Raw genomic sequence first — 25,523 nt, 5'->3', positions numbered from 1 at the left:
TTTTCAATTCAATTAATGGAACTATGCCAAATTTAAAAGTTGGGTTTCCTTTTAATTTTTATTATCAATTTGAAATTAGAGATAATTGTAACGGACAAGATTTATTACACGGAACCAACTTAAAAAATTTTATTTTAAATTATATAGTTTGTCTATTATTAGTATTAATTTTAAACAAATTTAAACTCTTAAACTACATCAAATCAAAATGAGCAAAGTAGCCATAATAATGGGAAGCATTTCCGACATGCCAGTAATGCAGGAAGCCATCGACATCCTAAAATCATTCGAAATTGAAACCGAAGTGGATATCGTTTCAGCTCACAGAACACCAGAAAAATTATTTGATTTCAGTAAAAACGCACACAATCGCGGCATTTCTGTCATAATTGCTGGTGCTGGTGGTGCGGCACATTTACCCGGAATGGTCGCTTCTATGTCGCCGTTGCCAATCATTGGCGTTCCAGTAAAATCGAGCAATTCTATCGATGGTTGGGATTCGGTTTTGTCAATTCTCCAAATGCCTGGCGGAGTTCCAGTGGCAACTGTCGCTTTAAATGGGGCAAAAAATGCTGGAATTCTGGCGGCTCAAATCATCGGTTCATCAGATAAAAAGGTTTTAGATAAAATTATTTCTTACAAGGAAAGTTTGAGAGAAGCGGTAAATAAAGCAGCATCTGAATTAAAAAAATAATTATCTTTGATAAAAAGAAAACAATGAATATTCAAACTTCTAAAATTGAATTGACAAAAGTTATTTTGGATATTGAAAACCCAAAGTTGATTGAAGAGATAATTAATTTGATTCAATCGAAATCAGTTTTGACTCAAAATCAAAAAATAGCTATTGATGAAGCACTTTACTCATTAGAAAACAATGAAGGAATTGCTAACAATATGGTTATGGAGGAAACTAGAAGTCGATATTCAAAGTATTTCAAATAATGGATATCATTTGGTCGCCACAAGCCAAAAAAGATTACTGGCAAAATATCGATTATTTAGAAGCAGAATGGACTTTTCAAGATGTTGTTAATTTCATTGATGAAGTAGATTATACCATTAGACTTTTAGACAAAAACAATATTAACTTTATTTCTTCAAACTATAAAAATGTAAATAAAGTAGTTATTACAAAACAAATATCACTTTATTACAAAATAAATTCCAATACCATAGAATTACTTCGTTTTTGGAATACCTATCAAGATTTAGAAAATTTTAAACTATAAAAACTTTGCGCCTTTGCGCCTTTGCGAGCAATGAAAATACTAACTCAAAAATTCAATACCAAATACGATACTGCACCATTTTCACAAATCAAAATGGAAGATTACAAACCAGCTTTTATAGAAAATATAGCCGCTGCAAAAGCAGAAATTGACACCATAATCAACAATTCGGAAACTCCAACTTTCGAAAACACCATCGAAGCATTAGACTTTTCAGGAAATGCTTTGGATAGATTATCGTCTATTTTCTTCAACTTGAATTCGGCAGAAACTTCTGATGAAATGCAGAAAATTGCTCAAGAAGTTACGCCATTATTGACTGAATTCAGCAATGATATAACTTTAAACGAAGATTTATTTAAAAGAATAAAATCGGTTTACGAACAAAAAGACGCTTTAAATCTTACTCCAGAACAAGCCACTTTATTGGATAAAAAATTCAAGAGTTTTTCTAGAAACGGAGCACTTTTATCAGATGAAAAAAAGTCAAAGCTTCGTGAAATCGATACCGAATTGGCAAAACTAAAACTGACTTTCAGCGAAAATGTTTTAGCAGAAACCAACAATTATCAACTTCATATTACTAACGAAGCTGATTTAAAAGGTTTGCCAGAAGGAACAATTGAAGCCGCAAAAGCATTAGCACAATCAAAAGAATTGGAAGGTTGGATTTTTACATTAGATCATCCAAGTTATTTACCATTTGTAACTTATGCAGAAAATCGTGAATTGCGAAAAGAAATTGCCATCGCAGCCGGAAAAAAAGCATTCCAAAATAACGAATTTGACAATCAGGAAATTACGCTAAAAATTGCAAAATTACGTTTTGACCGTGCTAATTTATTAGGATACGAAACCCATTCACACTTTGTTTTAGAAGAACGAATGGCGCAAAATCCAGACAAAGTTAAATCGTTTTTGAATGATTTATTGGTAAAAGCCAAACCTGCAGCCGAAAGAGAATTTTCTCAATTATCAACTTTCGCCAAAGAATTAGACGGAATTGAGCAACTCGAAAAATGGGACGGCTCTTTTTATTCAGAAAAATTGAAACAAAAATTATTCAATTTGGATGACGAGAAATTAAAACCCTATTTTAAATTAGAAAACGTTTTAAATGGCGCTTTCACCATTGCTGGAAAATTATACGGATTAACATTTACAGAAGTTTTCGACATCGATGAATACCACGAAGAAGTTACCACTTACGAAGTTAAAGATGAATTTAACGAATTGATTGCCATTTTTTACGCCGATTTTTTTCCAAGAAAAGGAAAACGAAATGGCGCTTGGATGACGAGTTTCAAATCGCAATGTATTAAGGATGGAAAAAACGAACGGCCACATATCTCAAACGTTTGTAATTTCACCAAACCAACCGAAACCAAACCTTCATTACTAACTTTTAATGAAGTTACGACTTTGTTTCACGAATTCGGACACGGATTACATGGAATGTTAGCCAACACCGTTTATCCAAGTTTGTCTGGAACATCGGTTTATTGGGATTTTGTAGAATTGCCAAGTCAGGTTATGGAAAACTGGTGTTACGAACCAGAAGCGTTGGCTTTGTTTGCAAAACATTACGAAACTGGAGAAATAATTCCGCAAGAATATGTGAATAAAATCAAAGAAAGTGCGAGTTTTCAAGAAGGAATGGCAACGTTGCGTCAATTGAGTTTCGGATTGTTAGACATGGCTTTTCATAGCAACAATCCAACTGAAATTACTAATATAAAAGCATTTGAAAAAACAGCATTTGAAGGAACAGCTTTATATCCAGACGTTGAAGAAAACTGTATGAGTGTTTCGTTTTCACACATATTTGCTGGCGGATATTCCTCTGGATATTACAGTTACAAATGGGCAGAAGTTCTTGATGCGGATGCGTTTGCATATTTCCAAGAAAAAGGAATTTTTAATAAAGAAGTTGCTACAAAATTTAAAGACAATGTACTTTCAAGAGGCGGAACCGAATTGCCAATGGAATTGTATAAAAAGTTTAGAGGTCAAGAACCAAAGGCTGATGCTTTGTTGAAAAGGGCTGGATTGGTTTAAATTTTAAATTGTGGCGAAAATGCCATGATTAGGCTTAATTTTAAAATTTTATGGCGAAAAATAAAAAATAAATGTTCAAGGAATTGATATTGTCCTTTATCAAGAAAATAATAACGACTATATATCTTTAACAGATATTGCTCGCCATAAAGATTCTGAACATACCGACACCATTATTCAAAACTGGATGAGAAACCGAAATACCATAGAACTTTTAGGGTTTTGGGAAACAATTTATAATTCAAATTTTAAACCCCTCGAATTCGAGGGGTTTAAAAAGCAAGCTGGATTAAATAGTTTTGTTATGACGCCAAAAAAATGGATTGAAAATACAGACGCAATAGGTTTAATATCAAAATCTGGACGATATGGCGGAACTTTCGCTCACAAAGATATTGCTTTAGAATTTGCATCTTGGATTTCGATTGAATTTAAGTTATACGTAATCAAAGAATTCCAACGTCTAAAAGAGGATGAAAACGACCGATTGGAATTAGATTGGAATTTTCAACGCACTTTAGCCAAAGTAAATTATCATATTCATACCGATGCAATAAAAGCAAATTTAATTCCAGAATCACTTGACAAATCTAAAATAAATTTTATTTATGCTAACGAAGCTGATTTGCTAAATGTTGCATTATTTGGAATTACTGCTAAACAATGGCGCGATGAAAATCCAAATACAGATGGAAATATTCGAGATATGGCAACTATTGAGCAATTAGTAGTTTTGTCAAATCTAGAAAGTTTGAATTCGGTTTTTATTCATCAAGGACAATCGCAACCAGAACGATTATTACAACTTAATACTATTGCAATTACTCAAATGAAAGCGTTAATGAATAGTAAGTAGGTTGAAAAGTTAGAAAAATAAATTATAGAAAAACATCAAGTTGAAAAAACATTTCAAAAAACTTATTTACATTTCAATTATTGGATTGATGGTGCTTTTTTCTGTGAACTTTTATGTAAAATCAGAAACTGATGCACTAATCTATCACTCTGAAAATGATGTTCCAAAAAATAATGTTGGAATTATATTTGGAGCAGGAATTATTGGAGACAAACCTAGTAAATACCTTCGCGACAGACTTGATGAAGGAATTTTATTATACAATTCAAAGAAAATAAATAAAATTTTACTTTCTGGTGATAATGGAAATGACGAGCATGACGAACTAACAGTTATGAAAAAATACTGCTTTGAAAACGGAGTTGATACAACTAAAATATACATTGATTATGCAGGATTCGACACTTATTCGACAATGTATAGAGCAAAAAATATTTTTAAAATAGACAAAGCTATTTTAGTAACTCAAGAGTATCATTTGAACAGAGCAATCTATATTGGAAATAAACTTGGAATTAAATCCGAAGGATTTTCTGCAAATGTTGGTGAATATAGAAACTACAATTATGTATGTTTCAGAGAATACTTTTCAATATTCAAATCTGTAATTGATGTTGCTAGAAATAGAAAACCTCATTTTTCTGGTACAGAAATTAATATTAACGGTGTTTCAAATTATTCAAAAGACGATAAAAGATAAAAAACCGAAGTAAATTCGCTTCGGTTTATCTACTTCAAAAACTCCCTAAAATTATCTTTATCCAAAACCAAAAAAATAGGTTTATAAGCATCTTGAAACGATTTAGGCAATTTTACTTTTTTAGCATTCGCCCATTTGAATTCAAACGCACTTACAGCATCAGCATTGGTTTCTACATAATCAATTTCTTGCTGGGTTGTAGTTCTCCAAAAATAAGGTTTTGCAACACTTTGAGAATACGACAACAATTTCATACGTTCTGAAACCAGAAAATTTTCCCATAATGCACCTTTATCTTGACGTAAATTCAGTGTATTGAAATTTCCAATAACCATATTACGAACGCCATTGTCATAAAAATAGATTTTTTTATTGGCTTTAATTTCGTTCCGAATATTTTTAGAAAAACTATTTAACCTAAAAATCACAAAACTTTTTTCTAACAAATCAATGTAATTGTTTACCGTATTTTTATCAACACCAACTAGTTGTGCAATTTCATTATAACTTACTTCACTCCCAACTTGCAACGCCAAAGCTTGCAAAATTTTTTCTAAAACATTCGATTTTCTAATTCCTGCCAAAGCCAAAATATCTTTATATAAATAACTCGAAACTAAGTTTTTAAGAATTTCATATTCGTTTCCAAAATTATTAATTACATCCGGATACATTCCGTAAAGTAATCGCAATTCGAGTTGTTGTTGGGCTTTCATATAACCAACATTTTTCTCAAATTCGTTCCAAGAAACTGGATACATTTGAAACTCAAATTTCCGACCTGTTAATGGTTCTTGCGTTTCATTATTAATATCAAAAGCCGATGAACCCGAAACTAGTACTTGAACATCTTTGATTTGATCGACCATAATTTTCAACTTCAAACCAATATTTGGAATGCGTTGCACTTCGTCAATAAAAACATATTTATAATTTCCAATGATACTTTTAAGGTTCTCAGTATTAGCATTCGACAACGTTTCTGCCACAGTATTATCATCACCATCCAAAAACAAATAGTCACTTTTGTTCAAAATAGAATTTATCAAGGTAGTTTTTCCTACTTGCCTCGGACCGATAAGCACAATAACTTTACCTTTATGAAGTTTTGCTATTACATTTGACGCTAAATCTCTAACTATCATAACACTAATTTTTTTCAAAGATATAAAAATATTTTCTATTCACCAATATTATATATAATTTAGTGATTGTATTCACCAACTTTATATATTTATCGGTGATTGTATTCACCAATTTCATATAATTTTTAGTGATTGTATTCACCAATATTGCTATTTTTACACTAAATTAAATCAAAATAAAATAAACTTTCATTTATTATTGAAAGTTCAAAACATTATATATCTTTGCGTTATGGAATTCAAAGAAGCAAAAAATAAATTCGTTCAAACTTGGGGTGCATTGGGAAGCCAATGGGGAATTAACAAAACTATGGCGCAAATTCATGCTTTGTTAATGGTTTCCAACGATGCCATTTCGATGGAAGATATTATGGAAGAATTACAAATTTCGAGAGGAAATGCTTCTATGAATTTACGTGCCTTGATGGATTGGGGAATTGTGTACAAAGAATACAAAGCTGGCGAACGACGTGAATTTTTTACAGCCGAAAAAGATTTGGATGAATTAGCGGTAAAAATTGCAAGAGAACGTAGCAAACGCGAAATTAAACCAGCCTTGAAAGTATTAAAAGAAGTTTCGTCTATTGATGGCAATAATTCTGATGAAGCGAATCACTTCATTAATCAAACTACAAAGTTGTATGATTTTGTTTTAAAAGCCGATAATATGTTAGAAAAAGCAACCGAATTTAAAGACAATTGGTTGGGAAAATTGGTTTTAAAAATAATGAAATAGTTTTTTCTCCTTTAAAAAATAATTTAAAAAACTATTCAATGAGACCATTAAAAAACAATAACAAAGAACGAATTAATTAGTAAAAAAATTTAATTAAAACTTTCATTTTTTTCTGAAAGTTTAATAATATAGTAATTATGAAAGCTCTAAAATACATAAACTCATTTGCAATTGGAACACCAATACTATTAGGAATTATTGGGTTGATAGATAACGATTTTTTCTTTTGGGCACTATTATCAACAATAATGACCGGAATAATACATATCATAATAGGAATAAAAATGCTAATGGACGAACCCAAAAACAACCATATTAGACTTTATGCAATTATAGTATTCCTCTTCTTTTTAGCTTGGTATATAAATTCAATAAATGGTTATAACGATATAATTTCCTATATTTTAATTGGATTTCCGCCAATATTAGCAATTTATCTTTCAATATTAATTTACAAAAAACAAACATTATGAGTTTCCTAACCGCAGAATGGAACGACTTAGCATTAATAAACTACGAAATTAATCCAGAAATTTTAGAAAATTATGTTCCAAAAGGCACTGAACTAGATTTATGGAACGGCAAATGTTACATAAGTTTAATCGGATTTATGTTTGAAAACGTGAAAGTTTTAGGACTTAAAATTCCGTTTCATGTAAATTTTGAAGAAGTTAATTTGCGTTTTTATGTAAAAAGTTATGAAGATGGGATTTGGAAACGAGGCGTTGTGTTTGTGAAAGAAATTGTTCCAAAACATGCTATTACAATTGTTGCCAATACATTATACAAAGAACATTATCAGACGTTGAAAATGCGACATTCTAGAACTGAAAACGAAAATTCAAAATCTTTTCAATACGATTGGAAAAAAGACAATAAATGGAATTCCATTTCAATGAAAAGTAATAAAAATCCAATTCCAATTGAACTAAATTCTGAAGCTGAATTCATAACCGAACATTATTTTGGTTACACAAAATTTAACGAAAGTAAAACTATAGAATACGAAGTTACGCATCCAAGATGGAAACAATTGGAAGTAATAGACTATAAAGTTGACGTTGATTTTGAAAACATTTACGGTAAAGATTTCAAATTTTTACAAGATTTAAAACCAACTTCGGCATTTCTAGCATTGGGTTCAAAAATCACAATTGAAGGCAAAAAAACTATACAATGAAAACGCTAGAAAATCAAACCTTATTATATGACGAAGATTGTCCGCTTTGTCGCGTGTATACTTCTGGATTTATAAAAGCAGGAATGTTGGACGAAAATGGAAAGAAACCTTATTGCCAATTATCTGATGAAGAGCAAAATTTTATTGATGTAAAACGTGCTTCAAACGAAATAGCATTAGTCGATAACGAAAATAAAACTGTAATTTATGGCATTGACAGTTTGCTAAAAGTTGTCGGATTTTCCTTTCCGTGGATGGAGAAAATAGGAAATTTAAAGCCAATAAAGTTCTTTTTAAAAAAATTATATTCATTCATTTCTTACAATCGAAAAGTAATTATCCCGAGCAAAATAAAGAAAGAAATCAAACTGCAATGTGTTCCTGATTTTAATATTAAGTATCGAATTTTGTACATTTTGTTTGCAGCAACAATAACAACATTAGTCTTATATAAATTTTCAGATTCTATAAGTATTTTACCAAAATCAACTATTCTCAGAGAAGTATTTCTTGCTTTAGGTCAAATAATTTTTCAAGGTTTATTTCTGATGAAATTTGAAAAGAAAATAATTTTAAATTACATTGGAAACTTAATGACGGTTTCACTAATGGGTTCGTTATTATTAATTCCGATATTGATTTTGAATGTGTTTTTTAATGTTCCACAATTGATAACTTTAGGTTGGTTAGGAATTACAGTTTTAACAATGTTGATAGAACATTCAAGAAGAATCAAACTATTAGAATTACCTTTTTACTTGTCAATAACTTGGGTAATTTATCGAATGATTGCTTTGATAATCATCTTAAATTTAAACTAATGAAAAAGCTAATAATTGCAGCAGGAACAGGATTTTTAGGTCAAGTTTTAGTAACACATTTTGAAGATAAATTTGATGAAATCGTAATTCTAACTCGTGGAAAATCTAAAATTAGTGATTCCATAAAATATGTGAATTGGGATGCAAAAACACTTTCAGGTTGGGAAAATGAATTAGAAAATGCATCCGTTTTAATAAATCTTGCAGGAAAATCTGTTGATTGTAGATATACCGTGGCAAATAAAAAAGAAATTTACGATTCTAGAATTGACAGCACAAAAATCTTAAACGAAGCTGTTTTAAATTGTAAAAATCCACCAAAAAATTGGCTGAATTCATCAACTTCTACAATTTATAGATTTTCATTAGACAAGCAAATGGATGAAATTGATGGCGAAATTGGCGATGATTTCTCAATGAATATTGCAAAAAGTTGGGAGAAAGCCTTTTTTGAAACTGAAACTCCGCAAACATTGAAAACTGCTTTACGAACTTCAATAGTTTTAGGAAAAAATGGTGGCGCTTTTATTCCGATAAAAATGCTTGCAAAACTTGGCCTTGGCGGAAAACAAGGAAAAGGAAATCAATTTATAAGTTGGATTCACGAAAAAGATTTTGCACGAGCAATTGAATTTGTAATAGAAAAACAACTAACAGAAGTTGTTAATATTGTTTCTCCAAAACCTGTTTCAAATAATGACTTCATGAAAACACTTAGAGCAACAATCGGAATTCCGTTTGGAATTTCTACAAGTAAATTTTTACTCGAAATTGGCTCCTATTTCATAAGAACAGAAACAGAATTGGTATTAAAAAGCCGAAATGTAATTCCGAAAAGGTTACAAGAAAATGGATTTACATTTGAATATGAAACCTTAGAAAAAGCATTTAAAAATTTAGTAAAGCAATGACAAAAATTAACCTAACAACCAAAATAAACGCACCAAAAAAAATCGTTTTTGACTTATCAAGAAACATAGATGTACATCAAAATTCGGCTAGCAAAACCAATGAAAAAGCGATTGATGGAATTACAACTGGATTGATAAATTACAATGAAACTGTAACTTGGCGTGGCAAACATTTTGGATTTTATCTAACGCACAAAAGCCGAATGACAGCAATGGATTTCTACGATTATTTTGTAGATGAAATGGAAGAAGGAAAATTCAAATCGTTTAAACACGAACATTCATTTGTAGAAAAGGACGGAAAAACGGTTATGATTGACAACCTAAATTATGAAACGCCGTTTGGAATTTTCGGGCAATTATTTGACAAAATCATTCTTAAAAAACACCTGACCAATTTTATTATCCAAAGAAATAAAGTTTTGAAAGAATTAGCTGAAAATCAAAACTAAAATCCACCAAAAAACTGGAATACTTTCTACCCAAAACGAAGTGTAATATTTGGATTTTCTCTCGTTTGAAAGAAGTAAAAAAATTGAAATTACAATGGCAATTACAATTGCAAAAATCAATTTGACTGGAAAAATTTGAAAATTGCTATTTTGATTGAAATTGATATTGAAAATCTCTAAAACACAAAAAATACACAATAAAATAATTCCTAAAATCTTGGTCTGCTTCACTCCTATTTTTTGCGGAACGGTTTGCAAATGTGGATCATCAGTTTTTAGATCAATGATTTCAAAAATTAAAATCAGAACAAAAATCAGTAGAAATCGCTGCAAACATTTCAAATAAAAATTAGATGTTATGGCAATTTCTGCATCAATAATTGGTAAAACTACAGTAACTCCAACCCAACATAAAGCTACGATGTAAATTTTAATTCCAGCCCAATTTCGAGCATTTCTTCTGTTTGGAAAAAAAGGCAAGGTGTATAATAAAGTTAAGATTAAGAAAATAAATCCAATAAATTGGGTGTTTTTTTGCAACTGAAAAAAGTAAAATCCTGTGGCTAAAAACGACAAAAAACTTAAAAGTGCAATCAACTTTAATTCGTTTCGCATCTGACGTTTTTTAAGTCTTGCCAAAGTATCATATTTTACAAAATTATAGCCGACAATTGTTCCGAAAAAAGCAAAATTTGAAACCGAATCATCACACGTAATGCTAAACATAAATTGCGTTAATTTGACTAAGGCAAAACACGAAAAAGCTACGTGAATACTACTGTTTATATAAAAATTGAAAAGTTTCTTTAAAAATTGCATCTTACAAAATTAATCAATCTGTTAATAAGACACGATTTTAGTTAACAATTTCTCAAAATATTACGTCTTGTTTAACTAAAAATTAGAAGTTTAATAATTACTTTTGTTCTCGCAAAACAACACACAAAACTTTATATTTTATTTAATTAAATGAAAACAGACGCATTTGCATTACGCCACATAGGTCCAAACGAAAACGACCTACAACATATGTTGAAAACTATTGATGCTGAAACGATAGATCAATTAATTTTTGAAACAATACCTAGTGATATTCGCTTAAAAGCCGATTTAGATTTGGAACCTGCAATGACCGAATACGAATTTGCAAACCACATAAAAAAATTAGGTGACAAAAATAAAATGTTCCAATCGTATATTGGTTTGGGATATAATCAAGCTATAATTCCAGCTGTAATTCAGAGAAATGTTTTTGAAAATCCGGGTTGGTACACAGCTTACACACCTTATCAAGCAGAAATTGCGCAAGGTCGATTGGAAGCAATTTTGAATTTTCAAACCATGGTTATCGAGTTAACTGGAATGCAAATTGCAAATGCTTCACTTCTAGACGAAGGAACTGCTGCTGCCGAAGCAATGGCGTTACTTTTTGACGTTCGTTCTAGAGATCAGAAAAAAAATAATGTGAATAAATTCTTCGTTTCTGAAGAGATTTTACCGCAAACATTATCTGTTTTACAAACACGTTCTACGCCAATTGGTGTGGAATTAGTAATAGGAAATCACGAAGAATTTGATTTTTCAAATGAATTTTACGGAGCAATTCTTCAATATCCAGGAAAACACGGTCAAGTTAATGACTATGCTGGATTTATCGCTAAAGCAAAAACTAACGAAATTAAAGTTGCCGTTGGTGCCGATATTTTATCATTAGTAAAATTAACTTCACCAGGAGAAATGGGTGCCGACGTAGTTTTTGGAACGACACAACGATTCGGAATTCCGTTAGGATATGGCGGACCACATGCTGCTTTTTTTGCTACAAAAGACGAATACAAACGTTCGATGCCAGGAAGAATTATCGGCGTTACTGTTGATACCAATGGAAATCGTGCTTTGAGAATGGCTTTACAAACTCGTGAACAACATATCAAACGTGATAAAGCGACTTCCAACATTTGTACAGCTCAGGTTTTATTGTCTGTTATGGCAGGAATGTATGCGGTTTATCATGGTCCAAAAGGTTTAAAATATATTGCTGATAAAGTGCATTCTTCGACTGTAACACTGGCAAACGAATTAGAAAAATTAGGTTTATATCAAACAAATACAGCATATTTTGATACAATTGTAATCAAAACTGATGCTAAAAAAGTTAAAGAAATTGCAGAATTAAATGAAGTTAACTTTTATTATGTTGATGAAAATACAGTTTCAATTTCGCTAAACGAAACAACAAGTATTGATGATTTAAATAAAATCGTTTCGATATTTGCGGAAGCGACAGGAAAAGAAAATGTGTCAATTAGTCAATTAGAAAATGTGTCAATTATTTCTAATAACTTAATTAGAACATCAACTTTTTTACAACATGATGTTTTCAATAAATACCATTCGGAAACCGCTTTAATGCGTTACATCAAGATGTTAGAACGCAAAGATTTGGCTTTAAATCACTCGATGATTTCTCTTGGATCTTGCACAATGAAATTGAATGCAGCTTCAGAAATGTTGCCTTTAAGCATGGCACAATGGAATAATATTCACCCATTTGCACCATTAGATCAAGCGCAAGGTTACCAAGAAATGTTAGCTAAATTAGAACAACAATTAAATGTAATTACTGGTTTTGCAGGAACAACTTTACAACCCAATTCTGGTGCTCAAGGAGAATATGCAGGATTAATGGTTATTCGTGCATACCACCAATCTCGCGGCGATTATCACAGAAATATTGCTTTAATTCCTTCATCTGCACACGGAACAAATCCAGCTTCGGCGGCAATGGCAGGAATGCAGGTTGTGGTTACAAAAACATTAGAAAACGGAAACATCGATGTAGATGATTTACGTGAAAAAGCACTTTTACACAAAGATAATTTGTCATGTTTAATGGTAACTTATCCTTCAACGCACGGAGTTTTTGAAAGCGCAATTAGAGAAATTACACAACTTATCCACGATAATGGCGGACAAGTTTATATGGATGGTGCGAATATGAATGCTCAAGTTGGATTAACAAATCCGGCAACAATTGGTGCTGATGTTTGTCACTTAAATTTACATAAAACATTTGCAATTCCGCATGGTGGCGGTGGTCCTGGAGTTGGTCCAATATGCGTTGCGCCACAATTGGTTCCGTTTTTACCAACAAATCCTGTAATTCCAACTGGAGGCGAAAACGCAATTACGGCAATTTCTGCTGCGCCTTGGGGTTCAGCTTTGGTTTGCTTAATTTCTTATGGATATATTTGCATGCTTGGTGCAGAAGGTTTGAAAAAATCTACAGAATATGCAATTTTAAATGCAAACTATATTAAAGAAAAATTAAACGGACATTATGATACGTTATATTCAGGAGAAAAGGGACGCGCGGCTCACGAAATGATTTTGGAATGTCGTCCATTTAAAGAAAAAGGAATCGAAGTTACTGATATTGCAAAACGATTGATGGATTATGGGTTTCATGCTCCAACAGTTTCATTTCCAGTTGCAGGAACGTTAATGATTGAACCTACAGAAAGTGAAAATCTGGAAGAATTAGATCGTTTTTGCGACGCTATGATTGCTATCAGAAAAGAAATTGAAGCTGCAACAGCAGACGATTCTAACAACGTTTTGAAAAATGCACCACATACATTAATGATGGTTACAACTGACAATTGGATTTATCCATACACACGTGAACAAGCGGCATTTCCGTTGGATTATGTTGCAGATAATAAATTTTGGCCAACCGTTCGTCGAGCAGATGAAGCTTATGGTGACAGGAATTTAGTTTGTAGTTGCGCTCCTATTGAGGCTTATATGTAAAAGTACAAAGTACAAAATTAGAGGCACGAAGTAAAATTTTAACTTAAAATGAATAACAGCAAAATTTTATTAGTTTTGATTTCGTTATCTACAATACAATTAAGTTGTGAAGGATTTAAATGTATGAGTGGAAACATAAGAGATAAACAAACAAACTTGCCATTAGACAGTGTAAACTGTGTTGTGAAAACTGGGATAAAAACTATGTTTACCGATAGCATTGGAAACTATGTAGTTTGTAATGAAATGGGAATCATCTTGTTTAAAGAACAAAAAATAACAGTTGAATTTTCAAAGCCTGGATACAGAAAAGCAGTTGTGACTAATGGGAAATATGGTGATACTATTTTTTTAGAAAAGTTAGAATAGTAAATCTAACCATCTATTTTCATTAAATAAAAGAACATTAATAAAGGTTTCAGATTAATTTTTGAAACCTTTTTCTTTGAAACTGATTTTTATCAGTAAATTTATAATTCGATTTAGATACTTTTGAAAATTAAAAAATATAATGAACGACATTCAAAACCAAGAAGACTTATATTTATTGGTCGATAATTTTTATCAAAAACTACTTTCAGACGAATCGATATCTTATATATTTACAGATATTGTAAAAATAAATATTTTAGAGCATTTACCAATTTTGGTAATATTTTGGTCGCAAGCCATTTTAGGAACTGGTGGTTATTCTAAGAATCTTACTCAAATTCATTTGGATATAAATGACAAAGAATATCTTACGCCAGAGTTGTTTAAAATTTGGTTGAGCCACTTTTTTTCTGCAGTTGATGAAAACTTTAAAGGAGAAAATTCAGAAAAAATAAAAACACAAGCCTTAAATATTGGGACAGTGATGCAAATAAAAATTTCACAAAAAAAGCATTAATATTATATTATTAATAAAAATAATAGAAAATATTGATAATTCCACAATAGTATGCGCGCATAATAATTTTTATGTTATAAATTGATTTATTATCTTTAAATTTACATTAGAATTTATCATTAACAACCGCGATGAATATAAAAATAACTGGATCTGGAAGTTACATTCCTACCGAAATAGTGTGTAATAAAGATTTTTCAAATCACGAATTTTTGAATGATGATGGAACACCTTTTCCGCAATCTAATGAAATTATTACTCAAAAATTCAAAGGAATTACCGGAATTGAAGAGCGCAGATATGCATCAAATGATTTACAAACATCTGATATTGCTACACTAGCTGCAAAAAAAGCTATTGAAAATGCTACAATAGATCCCGAAACTTTAGACTATATAATATTCGCACACAATTTTGGCGATGTAAAAAAAGGTGCAATTCAAGGTGATATGTTACCTAGTTTAGCCTCAAAGTTAAAGCATAATTTACGCATTAAAAACCCAAAATGTGTCGCTTACGACATGCTTTTTGGTTGTCCTGGTTGGGTTGAAGGTGTAATTCAGGCAACTGCATTTATAAAAGCTGGAATGGCCAAAAAGTGTTTGGTTATTGGTGCCGAAACTTTATCCAGAGTTACAGATCCACACGATAGAGATTCTATGATTTATTCTGATGGTGCAGGAGCAACAATTATTGAAGCAACCAATGACGATGGCGGAATTTTAGCACACGAGTCTGCAACTTTTGCCTATGACGAAGCCAACTTTTTATTCTTTGGAAAGTCATTCAATACAAACCATAATCCAGATGTTCGCTACATAAAAATGCACGGACGAAAAATTTACGAATTTGCTTTAATAAACGTTCCTCAAGCCATGAAGGAATGTCTTGACAACAGCGGAATTGATATTAATAACTTGAAAAAAATATTGATTCATCAAGCTAATGAAAAAATGGATGAAGCAATTATTCAACGTTTTTACAAGCTTTATAACAAAGAAGTACCGCAAGGAATTATGCCAATGAGCATTCATAAACTTGGAAATTCAAGTGTGGCAACCGTTCCAACATTGTATGATTCTTTGGTAAAAGGAGAAATTGAAAACCAAGAATTAAATAAAGGTGATGTAATTATGTTTGCTTCTGTTGGCGCTGGAATGAATGTAAATGCAATTGTTTATAAAATGTAAATGAAAACTACGAAGTAGAATTTACGAAGTAAGAAGTAAAAATTATTACATTTGCAGCATAAATTTTATTCTTCATGTACGAAAAAACATTTCCAAATAAACGCTTCAAACACACTTTAGAGTTTCTACAAAAACACGTTGATACAACTGAAACCATTTTAGATTTAGGTGTTCCAAATCCGTTTTCCAAAATAATGGAAGAAAATGGTTATGACGTTAAAAACACTACAGGAGAAGATTTAGACAATAATCAAACTGCTTTACAAACAGAAAGTTATACAGTTTTCACGGCTTTTGAAATTTTCGAACATTTACTAAATCCTTACACGATTTTACAAAATGTAAAATGTGAAAAGTTATTGATTTCAATTCCGTTACGTTTATGGTTTTCGCCTGCATACAGAAATAAAACCGATATGTGGGACAGGCATTATCATGAATTTGAAGACTGGCAACTGGATTGGCTATTGGAAAAAACAGGATGGAAAATTACTGCTAAAGAAAAATTTACACATCCTGTAAAGAAAATTGGATTTAGACCTTTACTAAGATATTTTACTCCTAGATATTATATTGTTTTTGCCGAAAAAGTAAAATAAAATGAAATATTATATCGTAATTCCTGCTCATAACGAAGAAGCATTTGTTGCATTAACCTTGCAATCTTTGGTAGAACAAACCGTTTTACCAACAAAAATTGTAGTTGTAAATGACAATTCTAGCGATGCAACTTCAGATATTGTTTTAGACTTTATAAAAAAATATCCTTTTATAGATTTGATTGAAAAAACTTCCGAATTGATTCATCTTCCTGGCAGCAAAGTTATTCAGGCATTTCAAACTGGCTTTGAAAGTCTTGATAACCATTATGATTTTATTGTAAAAGCAGATGCCGATTTAATTTTTCCTGCAAATTATTTTGAAACAATTATCAAGCATTTTCAATCGGATTCTAAAATTGGAATGGTAGGCGGATTTGCTTACATTGAAAAAAACGGCACATTTATTTTAGAAAATCTTACTGATAAAGATCACATTCGAGGTGCATTTAAAGCCTATAGAAAAGAAACTTTCAAACAAATTGGCGGCTTAAAACCAGCTATGGGTTGGGATACAGTTGATGAATTGCTTTGTAACTTCTACAATTGGAACGTGGTTACCGATGCCTCTTTAAAAGTGAAGCATTTAAAACCAACTGGTGCAAACTATAATAAAACAGCTCGTTACAAACAAGGCGAAGCGTTTTATACTTTAGGATATGGATTTTGGATTACTTCAATAGCTTCTGCAAAATTGGCAATGATGAAGAAAAAACCATTGCTTTTTATAGATTACATAAAAGGTTTTTGGAAAGCGAAATCAGAGAAAAAACCTCTTTTAGTATCTGATGAACAGGCAAAATTTATTAGAAATTACCGTATTGAAAAAATGAAAGAAAAGTTGTTTTAAATTAAAAAACTTACAACTCATACCTCATAACTCGCAACTTCTCACTATTTTTGACCATATTTAAAAACTATGATGCTAGTTCGCTATTTATCGCAAATAGGAAAATATTTCTTAATGCTAAAAGAAGTATTCAATAAGCCTACAAAATGGTCAGTAATGAAAGGTTTAATTTTCAAAGAAATTGACGACTTAATTATTGATTCGCTTGGAATTGTTGCTTTTATATCTTTTTTTGTTGGTGGAGTTGTTGCAATTCAAACCGCATTAAATTTAACAAATCCTTTAATTCCAAAATACCTCATCGGTTTTGCAACTCGACAATCGGTGATTTTAGAGTTTGCTCCAACATTTATTTCTATAATTATGGCAGGTAAAATGGGTTCGTTTATCACGTCAAGTATAGGAACCATGCGTGTTACCGAGCAAATTGACGCGCTTGAAGTTATGGGTGTAAATTCATTAAACTATTTGGTTTTTCCTAAAATAATTGCTCTTTTACTTTATCCATTTTTGATTGGAATAGCTATGTTTTTAGGAATTTTGGGAGGTTGGATGGCCGGTGTTTATGGTGGTTTTACATCAAGTAACGAATTTATTTCGGGTATCCAAACAGATTTTATTCCGTTTCATATTGCTTATGCTTTTATAAAAACTATAGTTTTTGCTTTGATTTTGGCGACAATTCCTTCTTTTCATGGCTATTTTATGAAAGGTGGCGCACTTGAAGTTGGAAAAGCAAGTACTGTAGCATTCGTTTGGACTTCAGTAGTTATTATTTTAGTAAATTATATTTTAACTCAATTACTTTTGACATCATGATAGAAGTTAAAAATGTAGAAAAATCATTTGGTGATTCGAAAGTCTTAAAAGGAATTACAACCACTTTTGAAACTGGAAAAACTAATCTAATAATTGGTCAAAGTGGTTCAGGGAAAACGGTTTTATTAAAATCATTACTAGGGATTTTCACTCCAGATGTTGGAACAATTTCATTTGATGGGAGAATTTATACTGAATTATCATCTGACGAAAAACGTGCTTTGCGCACAGAAATAGGCATGGTTTTTCAAGGAAGTGCTTTGTTTGACAGTATGACTGTTGAAGAAAACATTGGTTTTCCGTTAAAAATGTTTACTGAAAAAACTCCCGAAGAAATTAAAGAGCGTGTAAATATAGTAATTGATAGAGTAAATCTTATTAATGCCAATACTAAAAAACCATCTGAAATTTCTGGAGGAATGCAAAAACGTGTTGCCATTGCAAGAGCTATTGTAAATAATCCAAAATACTTATTTTGTGACGAACCCAACTCAGGATTAGACCCAAAAACTGCAATTTTAATTGACAATTTAATTCAAGAAATTACACAAGAGTATAATATTACAACCGTTGTAAACACGCATGATATGAACTCTGTAATGGAAATTGGCGAAAAAATTGTCTTCCTTAAAGAAGGAATACTCGCATGGGAAGGTTCTAAAAAAGAAATCTTTAAAACCGACAATGAAGCTATTGTAGATTTTGTTTATTCTTCTAATCTTTTCAAAAAAATTAGAAAATCTCAAAACAAAGGCGAATAATTATTTAAAAACATAAATTATTTAATGACCTTTGGCTAGTAAAACCCATCCGTGTTTTTCTTCGCCCGATTTTAATTGTACATAATAAAAATAAGTAGCATCTGGTAAATCTCCATTGCTTTTATTTTGTCCATGCCATTGGTTGGTATAATTATTTTCTTCATAAACTATGCTACCCCATCTATTGAAAACCTGAAATTTAGAGATATCAAATCCTGAAAGATCAAAAGTATCATTGTTTCCATCTTCATTGGGTGTAATAACATTTGGGAAATCACAAAAAGTAAAAGGAACTAATATTGATTGATTTATCGAACAGCCTTCGTTGTTGGTTACAATCACAGAATAATTTCCTTGTGATTGATTAGTAATTATAATTGGATTATTAGAACTAGAAAATCCATTTGGCCCAATCCATTGATAAGTTGCAGAATTAGCATTAAACGAATTGTTTATTGGACTAATTAAAACGGTATATGCTCCATTCACACAAGATGATTGATAGGTAAATTGAGGAATTGAAAGAACTGCAATGTCACTATATGAAGATGATTGACACCCATTTACTGATACAGTAACAGTATAAATTCCTGAATCTTGTAGCGTACTATTTACAATTGTTGGATTTTGACTAGTTGACGAAAAATTATTTGGCCCACTCCATTGATAGGTAGCATTTGCTATTGATTGCACAGAAAACTGTATATTTTCGTTTTCACAATAACTTAAATTTGCTGAAATAATTGGTGCCTCTGCAATAGGATTGTATGTTATAACAATAGAAGCTTCATCAATAATATTACAAAAACCTGTAACTTTATATTTAAAAACATAAATTCCATAAGGCAATCCAAGTGGTGACCAATTGCTTCCAACGAGCATTCCGCTATTAGAAACTTCTTCCCAAATTCCTCCAAGATCATAATTTCCAACCAGCAGAGAAAATAAATTAATTGTTGTCGTGCTTCCGCAAATTATCAAACTTCCGTCTTGACCAGCATTTGGATTATTTGTTGCTGGCACAGTATAAGGAATTATTCGGTCAACACAAGAATTAGAATTGGAAGAATAAACCCTAATATAATACGTGCCTGAATCATTAGAACTATTAAATGGAATAAAATTTAAAATATTTGAAGTACTTAAAATAGTTGAAGTGTTGGTTCCTTTCCACCATTGATAGTTTAAAAGCGGAAAAGATTGTACAGACAGTTCCCCATTTAACCCATCACACAAATTAGTAGCTGTGACAATTGGTACAGGCAAATTTGCAATATCATAAAGTCTATTTACAACATTACCACACACATCTTCTACTTTAAAATTATAAATTCCGGGTTGCAAGCCAGAAAAAGCATTAGATGTTCCATTATTGACAATAAAAGGAAGTCCATCTTTTGTGGTTATTTTATAGCTTAAAGGAGCAACACCATCTGCAATTATAAAAATCTGTGATCCCGAGGAAACGCAAGGAATTCCGTAAGCGGTAATTATTTTTAATTCACCTGTAAAGTCGAAAGTTTTAATAGTTTCAATACAAGGAATTACTGCCCAATCGCCATTAGAATAATAATAATATTCTTGTACTATTCTAAATTGACCTAAAGAAGCAATATTAAAATTGACCGAAAGATTTGTAAGTAAATAAGAATTGGTTTGGGTAGGAATTGAATTTGTTACGTAAGGAACACCAGTAATGGGATGCGTCCATTGATTAGTAATTGGATTAAATTTTTGTAACCAAAAGTTATGAGAATTTGCATTATTGTCTGTATAATTCATGTTTAAATTGAACGAACTACAATTTCCTATTACTTGAATTGTATTATTTATTTGATGGTATCCAATAATCTGAATGGTCTCTGTGCGCTCAACATTACAAATGTCTTTAGAATAAAAAGTATAAGTTCCTTGTGGTAGTGAATTCATATAAAAAATACCATTATTAGTTATGTTAGCACTAACATTGAAAGGAACAGGATTAGAAAAACTTGATGGTGCTGCCGTAATTATAACCGATTGTAAAGCTCCGTTTGGACTTGAAAGCGAGATAGAATCGAGGTTTTCACCACAACCTTTCATTTCAAATAATTGTAAAGGCAATTGTGATATTGAAGATGCAACAACTACACTTTTAATATAATGAATGCCACAAGAATCAGTAACATACAAGACATAAGTACCTGATGGCAAACTATCTATATCTGCCAATATATTAGCCGAACCAATAATTGTATTAGAAACATTGTAAGGAAGAACATGATTAAAGTTACTTGGTGCTTGAGTTATTACAATTGATGACAACATTGTGCCGCTGGCTTGCACACTTATAACACCATTATTGGAACAACCAATTGGATTAACAACAGAAGTAGTAATATTGACAACTTTAATTGGGATAATAATAACGTAGCTAAATGATTGGCCACAAACGTCAACACCTTCAAAGGTATATGTTCCTGGTGGTAAAGCCATTTGAAAAGAGCCTGAGTTTATATTAAATGAAACATCATAAGGAAGAGCGTGATTGAAAGAAGATGGAGCAGTTGTAATTACTACCGAAACAACACTTGGTCCACCATTTGGAATTCTAACAATAGTATTTCCACTACATTCATCGCGATCTACAACGAATTCATAACCCGGAAGAACATCTTGAATAAGAACTTGAGTTTGTAAAACTCTACCACAAGAATCTGCAACTTCAATGGTATAATTTCCATTTGGAATTTGGCTAGAAGGTAAAGAAACATAGTTTACAAAATCTGGATTAAATGGTCCTGGATGCAAATTATTATATAAAACTGGATTAAAACCTGCTGGAGCTGAAAGAAAATTTACAGTATAAGGAGGAAGAAAAACACATAGACTAATTTGAATTCCTTTTAAGCAACCAACCATTATTTGTTGTGAATTTACAGAATATTGAAGATTGATTAGTGTTGGATTGTAATAATAACTATTTCCACAAAGATCTGTTACCTTAATGTTTAATAAATAGGGCTGATTGTGATAAAATGGAATTGCAGAAGTTATGGCTTGAGAAATACTATTTCCAGATGTTACAATTTGATTTTGAATTAATGGTGCTCCGCCAGAAGGAGGGAAAATTGTATATTGAACTGAAAGCGGATAATTTATTATTGTATTAGTAGCTGCATTTATCCAGAATTCTGTTGCAACAGAATTACAAGATAGAAGTGTGCATTTTGTAGAAAAATTATTCATACTTAAAGTGAGAGGATTTGATAAACTCAAAGTAAAAGTTTGTACTACACCATCGCCACAAGAGTCATTTACCCTAATATTATAGACACCAGCGCCTAGATTATTGAAAACGTTAGAAGTTTGAGGCGCAACAATTAGTGGCCCAGAAACAATTTCATAACTAACTGGATTTCCTGATAAAACAGTTACAACTACATTAGCAGAAATACAATTTATTTGTTGACTAGAAACTTGATAGGTAAGTAATGTTCTCGAATCTAAAATTTGTATATCTTGTTGTTGCGTATTACTTGAATTACCGAGAGTTTGCGTTGCAATAACTCTAAAAATTCCGGCACTTAAACCCGAAAAAGTATTGGTTGAAACTACTGTTATTGGCGAGGTTGTATTGGGTAAACTATAAATACTATAAAAAACTGACGCTCCGGTAGAAATTCCAGAAACATTAAAGAAAAGCGTTCCATTTCCAGTACAAGACTCATCAGATTTTGTAACGTTTAAAGAAAAACTAGACAGTTGAGCGAATGAAGATTGAGATAAAATAAAAAATAAAAAAAGACATGTACTAAATTTAAAACGATTACACATAAGCTCATGATTATTATTTATTAATTATAAAGATACACTTATTTCAAAACATACTTTCTATCAATAAAACAAAATGACTGTTTTTCTCTATTTTTATTTTACAACTCATTAGCCAACCCAGTAATTCGTTTAATATCTTGTTCCTTACTTTTAGGATAAATCATTAAAACTCCTTCTTTATCAACAATAATGTAATCGTGTAAACCGTCTATAACTATAATTTTATTAGCATCGGAACGTATAATATTATTCGATGCATTTTCTAAAATAACTTTGGCATTTATAACACCATTATTATTTTCGTCTTTGTCAATTTTTTCATGAAGTTGTCCCCAAGTTCCAAGGTCATTCCAATCGAAAGTTGCTGGTAAAACATATACGTTTTTAGCATTTTCCATTATGGCATAATCTATTGAAACGTTTTCTGCCTTGGCATAATTTTTATTAATAAAATCTTGCTCTAAACTTGTATTATAACTTTCTAAACCTTGTAGAAACAAGGAGTTCATTTGTGGTTGAAATTTTTCAAATGCTGATGTTATGGATTTAGCACTCCAAATAAAAATTCCGCCATTCCAGAGGAAATTGCCTTGATCTAAAAATGATTTTGCGGTTTCGTAATTGGGTTTTTCTCTAAACTGATTTACTTTTTTAATTGCATTTTCATCCGATTTATCAAATTCTATGTAACCAAAACCAGTATTTGGAAACGTCGGCTGAATTCCTAAAGTCATTAAAGCATCTTCCTTTTCACAAAAATCAAAACATTGTTTTAAGTTATTTGCAAATTCGTCTTCATCTTCAATCCAATGATCACTTGGTGCAACAACCATAACTGCATGTGGATTTACTTTTTGAATTTTTAATGAGGCATATAAAATACATGGTGCAGTATTTCGCATTGCTGGTTCTAACAAAATTTGCTCTTGTTTTACCGTTGGCAATTGTTCCAAAACCAAGTCGTTGTAACGCTCATTTGTTAAAATAAAAATATTCTCTGCCGGAATCAACTTTGACAAGCGACTAAACGTTTTTTGAATTAAAGTACTTCCTGCACCCAACATATCGTGAAATTGTTTAGGAAGCTCAGTGGTAGAAACTGGCCAAAAACGTGAGCCTACTCCACCAGCCATTAATATTGCGTAATAATTTTTATTCATAAATAAAGTTTTTTTGCCACAAAGGCACTAAGTCGCAAAGTTCTGATATTAAATTCAATTAATCACATAATATTATCCCGGAATTATTTCAACTTCTGCATTAGCGTTAAACAAAAAAGTTCTTCCAGTATTTACTTCAATACATTCATATCGTTTTACTCGAAGTCCTTTTTTTTGAAAAATTCTTCCGTTTTTTATTCTGAATAAACTTCCACTTGGTACTTCATGTATGAAATGAATATCGGGTTTTCGTTCGTCAAATTGTTTTAATGCAAAAGCTAATTTAGCATCGGTATCACTACTTGCGGTTGGATTTCTAAAATGATTAGCAACCAAAGGCAACACCGAATGCGGAAAAATTTCTGGGCGAATAAAAGAAACCATCAATCGCTGAAATGTCATCTTCCACTCTACTCCATGCGGTTTTATATTTCTTCCAAACTTTTCGAAAGCTGCTAAATGTGAAATTTCATGGACTAAAGTTATCAAAAATCTATATTTATTCAAATTGGCATTTACGGTAATTTCATGTTTGCCCGAAAGTCCTTTTCGATAATCTCCATGACGCGTTTGTCGCTCACTAACGATTTTCAAATGCACCGAATTGGCTTTGATTAATTCAAAACATAACGCAACTGCATGCTCAGGAAGGTATTTAGATAGGACTTCGCTCATTTATTTATCAATATTCTTATTTAATTCCAACAATGATTTGGCGTTAAGCGAAGAAACTACTTTTTTTCCAGTTTTGGCTTCTAACTCTTTCATAGCAACTTTGGCAACATTTCCGCCTTGTTTAGCTACTTTTTTACTTTCTTCAAATGTTTCAGGATTTACTGCTTGAGAAATATCTTTAGTAGAAGCTTCGGCTAACATATTTAATATCAATTCGGTATTGGTCATGTTATCACGAAGGTTTTCTTTTTTTAATCCTTTCAAAATTTTATATTCTTTGGTGGTTTTTCCCGACCAAGAATTGGAAATTATATCGGTTAAAGTTGCAAATTGTTGTCCTTCTTTCAATCCTCTACTTTTCCATTCGTCAGTAAGTTCTTTACGAATTTCAATACTTTTCAATCGTTGATTTATCCAATTTTCGGAATATCCTAATTGTAAATATTGTTCTAATGCTCTATCGATTGTTAATTCAGGATCTTGCATTTCATCTAATCTTTCAGAGGCAATTTGAGCCAACCAAAGTTTAAATGGTTCCGCTTTTGGCGAAGGAATAGACTGAATTAATCTAAAAAGTTGCTCAGTATCAGCAACATCTGTTAAACGCATTTTACCATCAGATGCAATCATTTTCAAACCGTGACAATTCGTCACGGTTTCATTTCCTTCAGCTTTTAGTCGTTGTTTTAATTTTCTCCAATAGGCATTCGCATCTACACTTTCTGTTAATATTGCTATTACATCAATAACAGAAACAAACCACTTTTCCTGTTCAGAATCCCAAATGGTTCTAACATTTTTTTCTTCAAATAACTGAATGGCGTTTACTTTTGTCATGTTTGTATAATTTATTTAAAAAA

General features: G+C 31.4%; 26 protein-coding genes. 20 read left to right on the top strand and 6 right to left on the bottom strand.

Annotated elements, in window-relative coordinates:
- Positions 1–208 precede the first annotated feature (208 nt).
- The 6 genes from purE to ACH2CG_RS04190 all read left to right on the top strand — a co-directional run bounded on the left by purE (position 209) and on the right by ACH2CG_RS04190 (position 4,846).
- A complete protein-coding gene (gene purE, locus ACH2CG_RS04215; protein WP_395062511.1) occupies positions 209–694 on the top strand; it encodes a 5-(carboxyamino)imidazole ribonucleotide mutase in 486 nt (161 codons plus the stop codon).
- Positions 695–717: 23 nt separating this feature from the next.
- Positions 718–945 (top strand): hypothetical protein, encoded by a 228-nt coding sequence (locus tag ACH2CG_RS04210; RefSeq protein WP_395062509.1) that lies wholly within the window; start codon positions 718–720, stop codon positions 943–945.
- Positions 945–1,232 carry a type II toxin-antitoxin system RelE/ParE family toxin gene (locus ACH2CG_RS04205; RefSeq protein WP_395062507.1) on the top strand — a complete coding sequence of 96 codons (288 nt, stop codon included), beginning with the start codon at positions 945–947 and terminating at the stop codon, positions 1,230–1,232. The genes ACH2CG_RS04210 and ACH2CG_RS04205 overlap by 1 nt, the downstream gene beginning before the upstream one ends.
- 30 nt (positions 1,233–1,262) lie before the next feature.
- Positions 1,263–3,290, top strand: a complete 2,028-nt coding sequence (locus ACH2CG_RS04200) for a M3 family metallopeptidase (protein ID WP_395062505.1) — start codon at positions 1,263–1,265, stop codon at positions 3,288–3,290.
- A gap of 67 nt (positions 3,291–3,357) precedes the next feature.
- Positions 3,358–4,146, top strand: coding sequence for a KilA-N domain-containing protein (locus ACH2CG_RS04195; protein WP_395062531.1), 789 nt, complete (start codon positions 3,358–3,360; stop codon positions 4,144–4,146).
- A gap of 40 nt (positions 4,147–4,186) precedes the next feature.
- Entirely contained in the window at positions 4,187–4,846 is a 660-nt protein-coding gene (locus ACH2CG_RS04190) for a vancomycin high temperature exclusion protein (RefSeq protein ID WP_395062503.1), read from the top strand.
- Positions 4,847–4,875: 29 nt separating this feature from the next.
- Here ACH2CG_RS04190 and ACH2CG_RS04185 read toward each other — a convergent pair whose 3' ends face one another.
- A complete protein-coding gene (locus ACH2CG_RS04185; RefSeq protein ID WP_395062501.1) occupies positions 4,876–5,991 on the bottom strand; it encodes an ATP-binding protein in 1,116 nt (371 codons plus the stop codon).
- Between the two features lie 232 nt (positions 5,992–6,223).
- Here ACH2CG_RS04185 and ACH2CG_RS04180 point away from each other — a divergent pair, with 232 nt between their 5' ends.
- The 6 genes from ACH2CG_RS04180 (at position 6,224) to ACH2CG_RS04155 (ending at position 10,091) form a co-directional block, all read left to right on the top strand.
- On the top strand, positions 6,224–6,727 hold the full coding sequence (locus tag ACH2CG_RS04180) for a GbsR/MarR family transcriptional regulator (RefSeq protein WP_395062499.1): 504 nt from the start codon (positions 6,224–6,226) through the stop codon (positions 6,725–6,727).
- Between the two features lie 137 nt (positions 6,728–6,864).
- Positions 6,865–7,200 (top strand): hypothetical protein, encoded by a 336-nt coding sequence (locus ACH2CG_RS04175; protein ID WP_395062498.1) that lies wholly within the window; start codon positions 6,865–6,867, stop codon positions 7,198–7,200.
- Positions 7,197–7,907, top strand: a complete 711-nt coding sequence (locus tag ACH2CG_RS04170; RefSeq protein ID WP_395062496.1) for a YqjF family protein — start codon at positions 7,197–7,199, stop codon at positions 7,905–7,907. Before ACH2CG_RS04175 ends, ACH2CG_RS04170 begins: the two co-directional genes overlap by 4 nt.
- Positions 7,904–8,728 carry a DCC1-like thiol-disulfide oxidoreductase family protein gene (locus ACH2CG_RS04165; RefSeq protein WP_395062494.1) on the top strand — a complete coding sequence of 275 codons (825 nt, stop codon included), beginning with the start codon at positions 7,904–7,906 and terminating at the stop codon, positions 8,726–8,728. Before ACH2CG_RS04170 ends, ACH2CG_RS04165 begins: the two co-directional genes overlap by 4 nt.
- Positions 8,728–9,639 carry a TIGR01777 family oxidoreductase gene (locus ACH2CG_RS04160; protein ID WP_395062492.1) on the top strand — a complete coding sequence of 304 codons (912 nt, stop codon included), beginning with the start codon at positions 8,728–8,730 and terminating at the stop codon, positions 9,637–9,639. The genes ACH2CG_RS04165 and ACH2CG_RS04160 overlap by 1 nt, the downstream gene beginning before the upstream one ends.
- Positions 9,636–10,091, top strand: a complete 456-nt coding sequence (locus tag ACH2CG_RS04155; RefSeq protein WP_395062490.1) for a cell division protein — start codon at positions 9,636–9,638, stop codon at positions 10,089–10,091. The genes ACH2CG_RS04160 and ACH2CG_RS04155 overlap by 4 nt, the downstream gene beginning before the upstream one ends.
- Here the strand turns inward: ACH2CG_RS04155 and ACH2CG_RS04150 are convergent.
- Positions 10,071–10,817, bottom strand: coding sequence for a hypothetical protein (locus ACH2CG_RS04150; RefSeq protein ID WP_395062488.1), 747 nt, complete (start codon positions 10,815–10,817; stop codon positions 10,071–10,073). The genes ACH2CG_RS04155 and ACH2CG_RS04150 overlap by 21 nt on opposite strands.
- A gap of 243 nt (positions 10,818–11,060) precedes the next feature.
- On the opposite strand from ACH2CG_RS04150, the gene gcvP reads away from it, so the two are divergent.
- From gcvP to ACH2CG_RS04110, 8 genes are all read left to right on the top strand, one after another.
- The gene (gcvP, locus tag ACH2CG_RS04145) at positions 11,061–13,904 is read left to right on the top strand and encodes an aminomethyl-transferring glycine dehydrogenase (RefSeq protein WP_395062486.1); all 2,844 of its coding nucleotides are present in this window, start codon (positions 11,061–11,063) and stop codon (positions 13,902–13,904) included.
- Positions 13,905–13,952: 48 nt separating this feature from the next.
- The gene (locus tag ACH2CG_RS04140) at positions 13,953–14,273 is read left to right on the top strand and encodes a hypothetical protein (protein WP_395062484.1); all 321 of its coding nucleotides are present in this window, start codon (positions 13,953–13,955) and stop codon (positions 14,271–14,273) included.
- 142 nt (positions 14,274–14,415) lie between these two features.
- The gene (locus tag ACH2CG_RS04135; RefSeq protein WP_395062482.1) at positions 14,416–14,793 is read left to right on the top strand and encodes a group III truncated hemoglobin; all 378 of its coding nucleotides are present in this window, start codon (positions 14,416–14,418) and stop codon (positions 14,791–14,793) included.
- 131 nt (positions 14,794–14,924) lie between these two features.
- Positions 14,925–15,983, top strand: coding sequence for a 3-oxoacyl-ACP synthase III family protein (locus ACH2CG_RS04130; RefSeq protein WP_395062480.1), 1,059 nt, complete (start codon positions 14,925–14,927; stop codon positions 15,981–15,983).
- A 74-nt stretch (positions 15,984–16,057) separates the two neighbouring features.
- Positions 16,058–16,582: a methyltransferase gene (locus ACH2CG_RS04125; RefSeq protein WP_395062478.1), complete on the top strand. Its 525-nt coding sequence runs from the start codon at positions 16,058–16,060 to the stop codon at positions 16,580–16,582.
- A 1-nt stretch (position 16,583) separates the two neighbouring features.
- Positions 16,584–17,432 (top strand): glycosyltransferase family 2 protein, encoded by an 849-nt coding sequence (locus ACH2CG_RS04120; protein ID WP_395062476.1) that lies wholly within the window; start codon positions 16,584–16,586, stop codon positions 17,430–17,432.
- A 69-nt stretch (positions 17,433–17,501) separates the two neighbouring features.
- Positions 17,502–18,251: an MlaE family ABC transporter permease gene (locus ACH2CG_RS04115; RefSeq protein WP_395062474.1), complete on the top strand. Its 750-nt coding sequence runs from the start codon at positions 17,502–17,504 to the stop codon at positions 18,249–18,251.
- Entirely contained in the window at positions 18,248–19,012 is a 765-nt protein-coding gene (locus tag ACH2CG_RS04110; protein WP_395062472.1) for an ABC transporter ATP-binding protein, read from the top strand. The genes ACH2CG_RS04115 and ACH2CG_RS04110 overlap by 4 nt, the downstream gene beginning before the upstream one ends.
- A gap of 21 nt (positions 19,013–19,033) precedes the next feature.
- Here ACH2CG_RS04110 and ACH2CG_RS04105 read toward each other — a convergent pair whose 3' ends face one another.
- The 4 genes from ACH2CG_RS04105 to ACH2CG_RS04090 form a co-directional block, all read right to left on the bottom strand.
- The gene (locus ACH2CG_RS04105; protein WP_395062470.1) at positions 19,034–22,828 is read right to left on the bottom strand and encodes a gliding motility-associated C-terminal domain-containing protein; all 3,795 of its coding nucleotides are present in this window, start codon (positions 22,826–22,828) and stop codon (positions 19,034–19,036) included.
- A gap of 98 nt (positions 22,829–22,926) precedes the next feature.
- Positions 22,927–23,988, bottom strand: coding sequence for a mannose-1-phosphate guanylyltransferase (locus tag ACH2CG_RS04100; protein WP_395062468.1), 1,062 nt, complete (start codon positions 23,986–23,988; stop codon positions 22,927–22,929).
- 72 nt (positions 23,989–24,060) lie between these two features.
- On the bottom strand, positions 24,061–24,663 hold the full coding sequence (locus ACH2CG_RS04095; RefSeq protein WP_395062466.1) for a SprT-like domain-containing protein: 603 nt from the start codon (positions 24,661–24,663) through the stop codon (positions 24,061–24,063).
- The gene (locus ACH2CG_RS04090; protein ID WP_395062464.1) at positions 24,664–25,500 is read right to left on the bottom strand and encodes a Bro-N domain-containing protein; all 837 of its coding nucleotides are present in this window, start codon (positions 25,498–25,500) and stop codon (positions 24,664–24,666) included.
- Positions 25,501–25,523 lie beyond the last annotated feature (23 nt).

The organism is Flavobacterium sp., from assembly GCF_043778725.1.
In the GTDB taxonomy this organism is placed as follows: Bacteria; Bacteroidota; Bacteroidia; order Flavobacteriales; family Flavobacteriaceae; genus Flavobacterium.
Note: the sequence above shows the minus strand (reverse complement) of the source record. Positions and strands in the feature narration are given on the sequence as shown.

Excerpts from the sequence above, each read along its gene's own strand:
- ACH2CG_RS04115 (WP_395062474.1), top strand. The coding sequence starts at position 17,502 with ATGATGCTAGTTCGCTATTTATCGCAAATAGGAAAATATTTCTTAATG.
- ACH2CG_RS04130 (WP_395062480.1), top strand. The coding sequence starts at position 14,925 with ATGAATATAAAAATAACTGGATCTGGAAGTTACATTCCTACCGAAATA.
- ACH2CG_RS04105 (WP_395062470.1), bottom strand. The coding sequence starts at position 22,828 with ATGTGTAATCGTTTTAAATTTAGTACATGTCTTTTTTTATTTTTTATT.
- ACH2CG_RS04100 (WP_395062468.1), bottom strand. The coding sequence starts at position 23,988 with ATGAATAAAAATTATTACGCAATATTAATGGCTGGTGGAGTAGGCTCA.
- ACH2CG_RS04165 (WP_395062494.1), top strand. The coding sequence starts at position 7,904 with ATGAAAACGCTAGAAAATCAAACCTTATTATATGACGAAGATTGTCCG.
- ACH2CG_RS04210 (WP_395062509.1), top strand. The coding sequence starts at position 718 with ATGAATATTCAAACTTCTAAAATTGAATTGACAAAAGTTATTTTGGAT.
- ACH2CG_RS04180 (WP_395062499.1), top strand. The coding sequence starts at position 6,224 with ATGGAATTCAAAGAAGCAAAAAATAAATTCGTTCAAACTTGGGGTGCA.
- ACH2CG_RS04185 (WP_395062501.1), bottom strand. The coding sequence starts at position 5,991 with ATGATAGTTAGAGATTTAGCGTCAAATGTAATAGCAAAACTTCATAAA.
- ACH2CG_RS04150 (WP_395062488.1), bottom strand. The coding sequence starts at position 10,817 with ATGTTTAGCATTACGTGTGATGATTCGGTTTCAAATTTTGCTTTTTTC.
- ACH2CG_RS04200 (WP_395062505.1), top strand. The coding sequence starts at position 1,263 with ATGAAAATACTAACTCAAAAATTCAATACCAAATACGATACTGCACCA.
- ACH2CG_RS04160 (WP_395062492.1), top strand. The coding sequence starts at position 8,728 with ATGAAAAAGCTAATAATTGCAGCAGGAACAGGATTTTTAGGTCAAGTT.
- ACH2CG_RS04095 (WP_395062466.1), bottom strand. The coding sequence starts at position 24,663 with ATGAGCGAAGTCCTATCTAAATACCTTCCTGAGCATGCAGTTGCGTTA.
- ACH2CG_RS04175 (WP_395062498.1), top strand. The coding sequence starts at position 6,865 with ATGAAAGCTCTAAAATACATAAACTCATTTGCAATTGGAACACCAATA.
- ACH2CG_RS04170 (WP_395062496.1), top strand. The coding sequence starts at position 7,197 with ATGAGTTTCCTAACCGCAGAATGGAACGACTTAGCATTAATAAACTAC.
- ACH2CG_RS04205 (WP_395062507.1), top strand. The coding sequence starts at position 945 with ATGGATATCATTTGGTCGCCACAAGCCAAAAAAGATTACTGGCAAAAT.
- ACH2CG_RS04125 (WP_395062478.1), top strand. The coding sequence starts at position 16,058 with ATGTACGAAAAAACATTTCCAAATAAACGCTTCAAACACACTTTAGAG.
- gcvP (WP_395062486.1), top strand. The coding sequence starts at position 11,061 with ATGAAAACAGACGCATTTGCATTACGCCACATAGGTCCAAACGAAAAC.
- ACH2CG_RS04110 (WP_395062472.1), top strand. The coding sequence starts at position 18,248 with ATGATAGAAGTTAAAAATGTAGAAAAATCATTTGGTGATTCGAAAGTC.
- ACH2CG_RS04120 (WP_395062476.1), top strand. The coding sequence starts at position 16,584 with ATGAAATATTATATCGTAATTCCTGCTCATAACGAAGAAGCATTTGTT.
- ACH2CG_RS04155 (WP_395062490.1), top strand. The coding sequence starts at position 9,636 with ATGACAAAAATTAACCTAACAACCAAAATAAACGCACCAAAAAAAATC.
- ACH2CG_RS04135 (WP_395062482.1), top strand. The coding sequence starts at position 14,416 with ATGAACGACATTCAAAACCAAGAAGACTTATATTTATTGGTCGATAAT.
- ACH2CG_RS04090 (WP_395062464.1), bottom strand. The coding sequence starts at position 25,500 with ATGACAAAAGTAAACGCCATTCAGTTATTTGAAGAAAAAAATGTTAGA.
- ACH2CG_RS04140 (WP_395062484.1), top strand. The coding sequence starts at position 13,953 with ATGAATAACAGCAAAATTTTATTAGTTTTGATTTCGTTATCTACAATA.
- purE (WP_395062511.1), top strand. The coding sequence starts at position 209 with ATGAGCAAAGTAGCCATAATAATGGGAAGCATTTCCGACATGCCAGTA.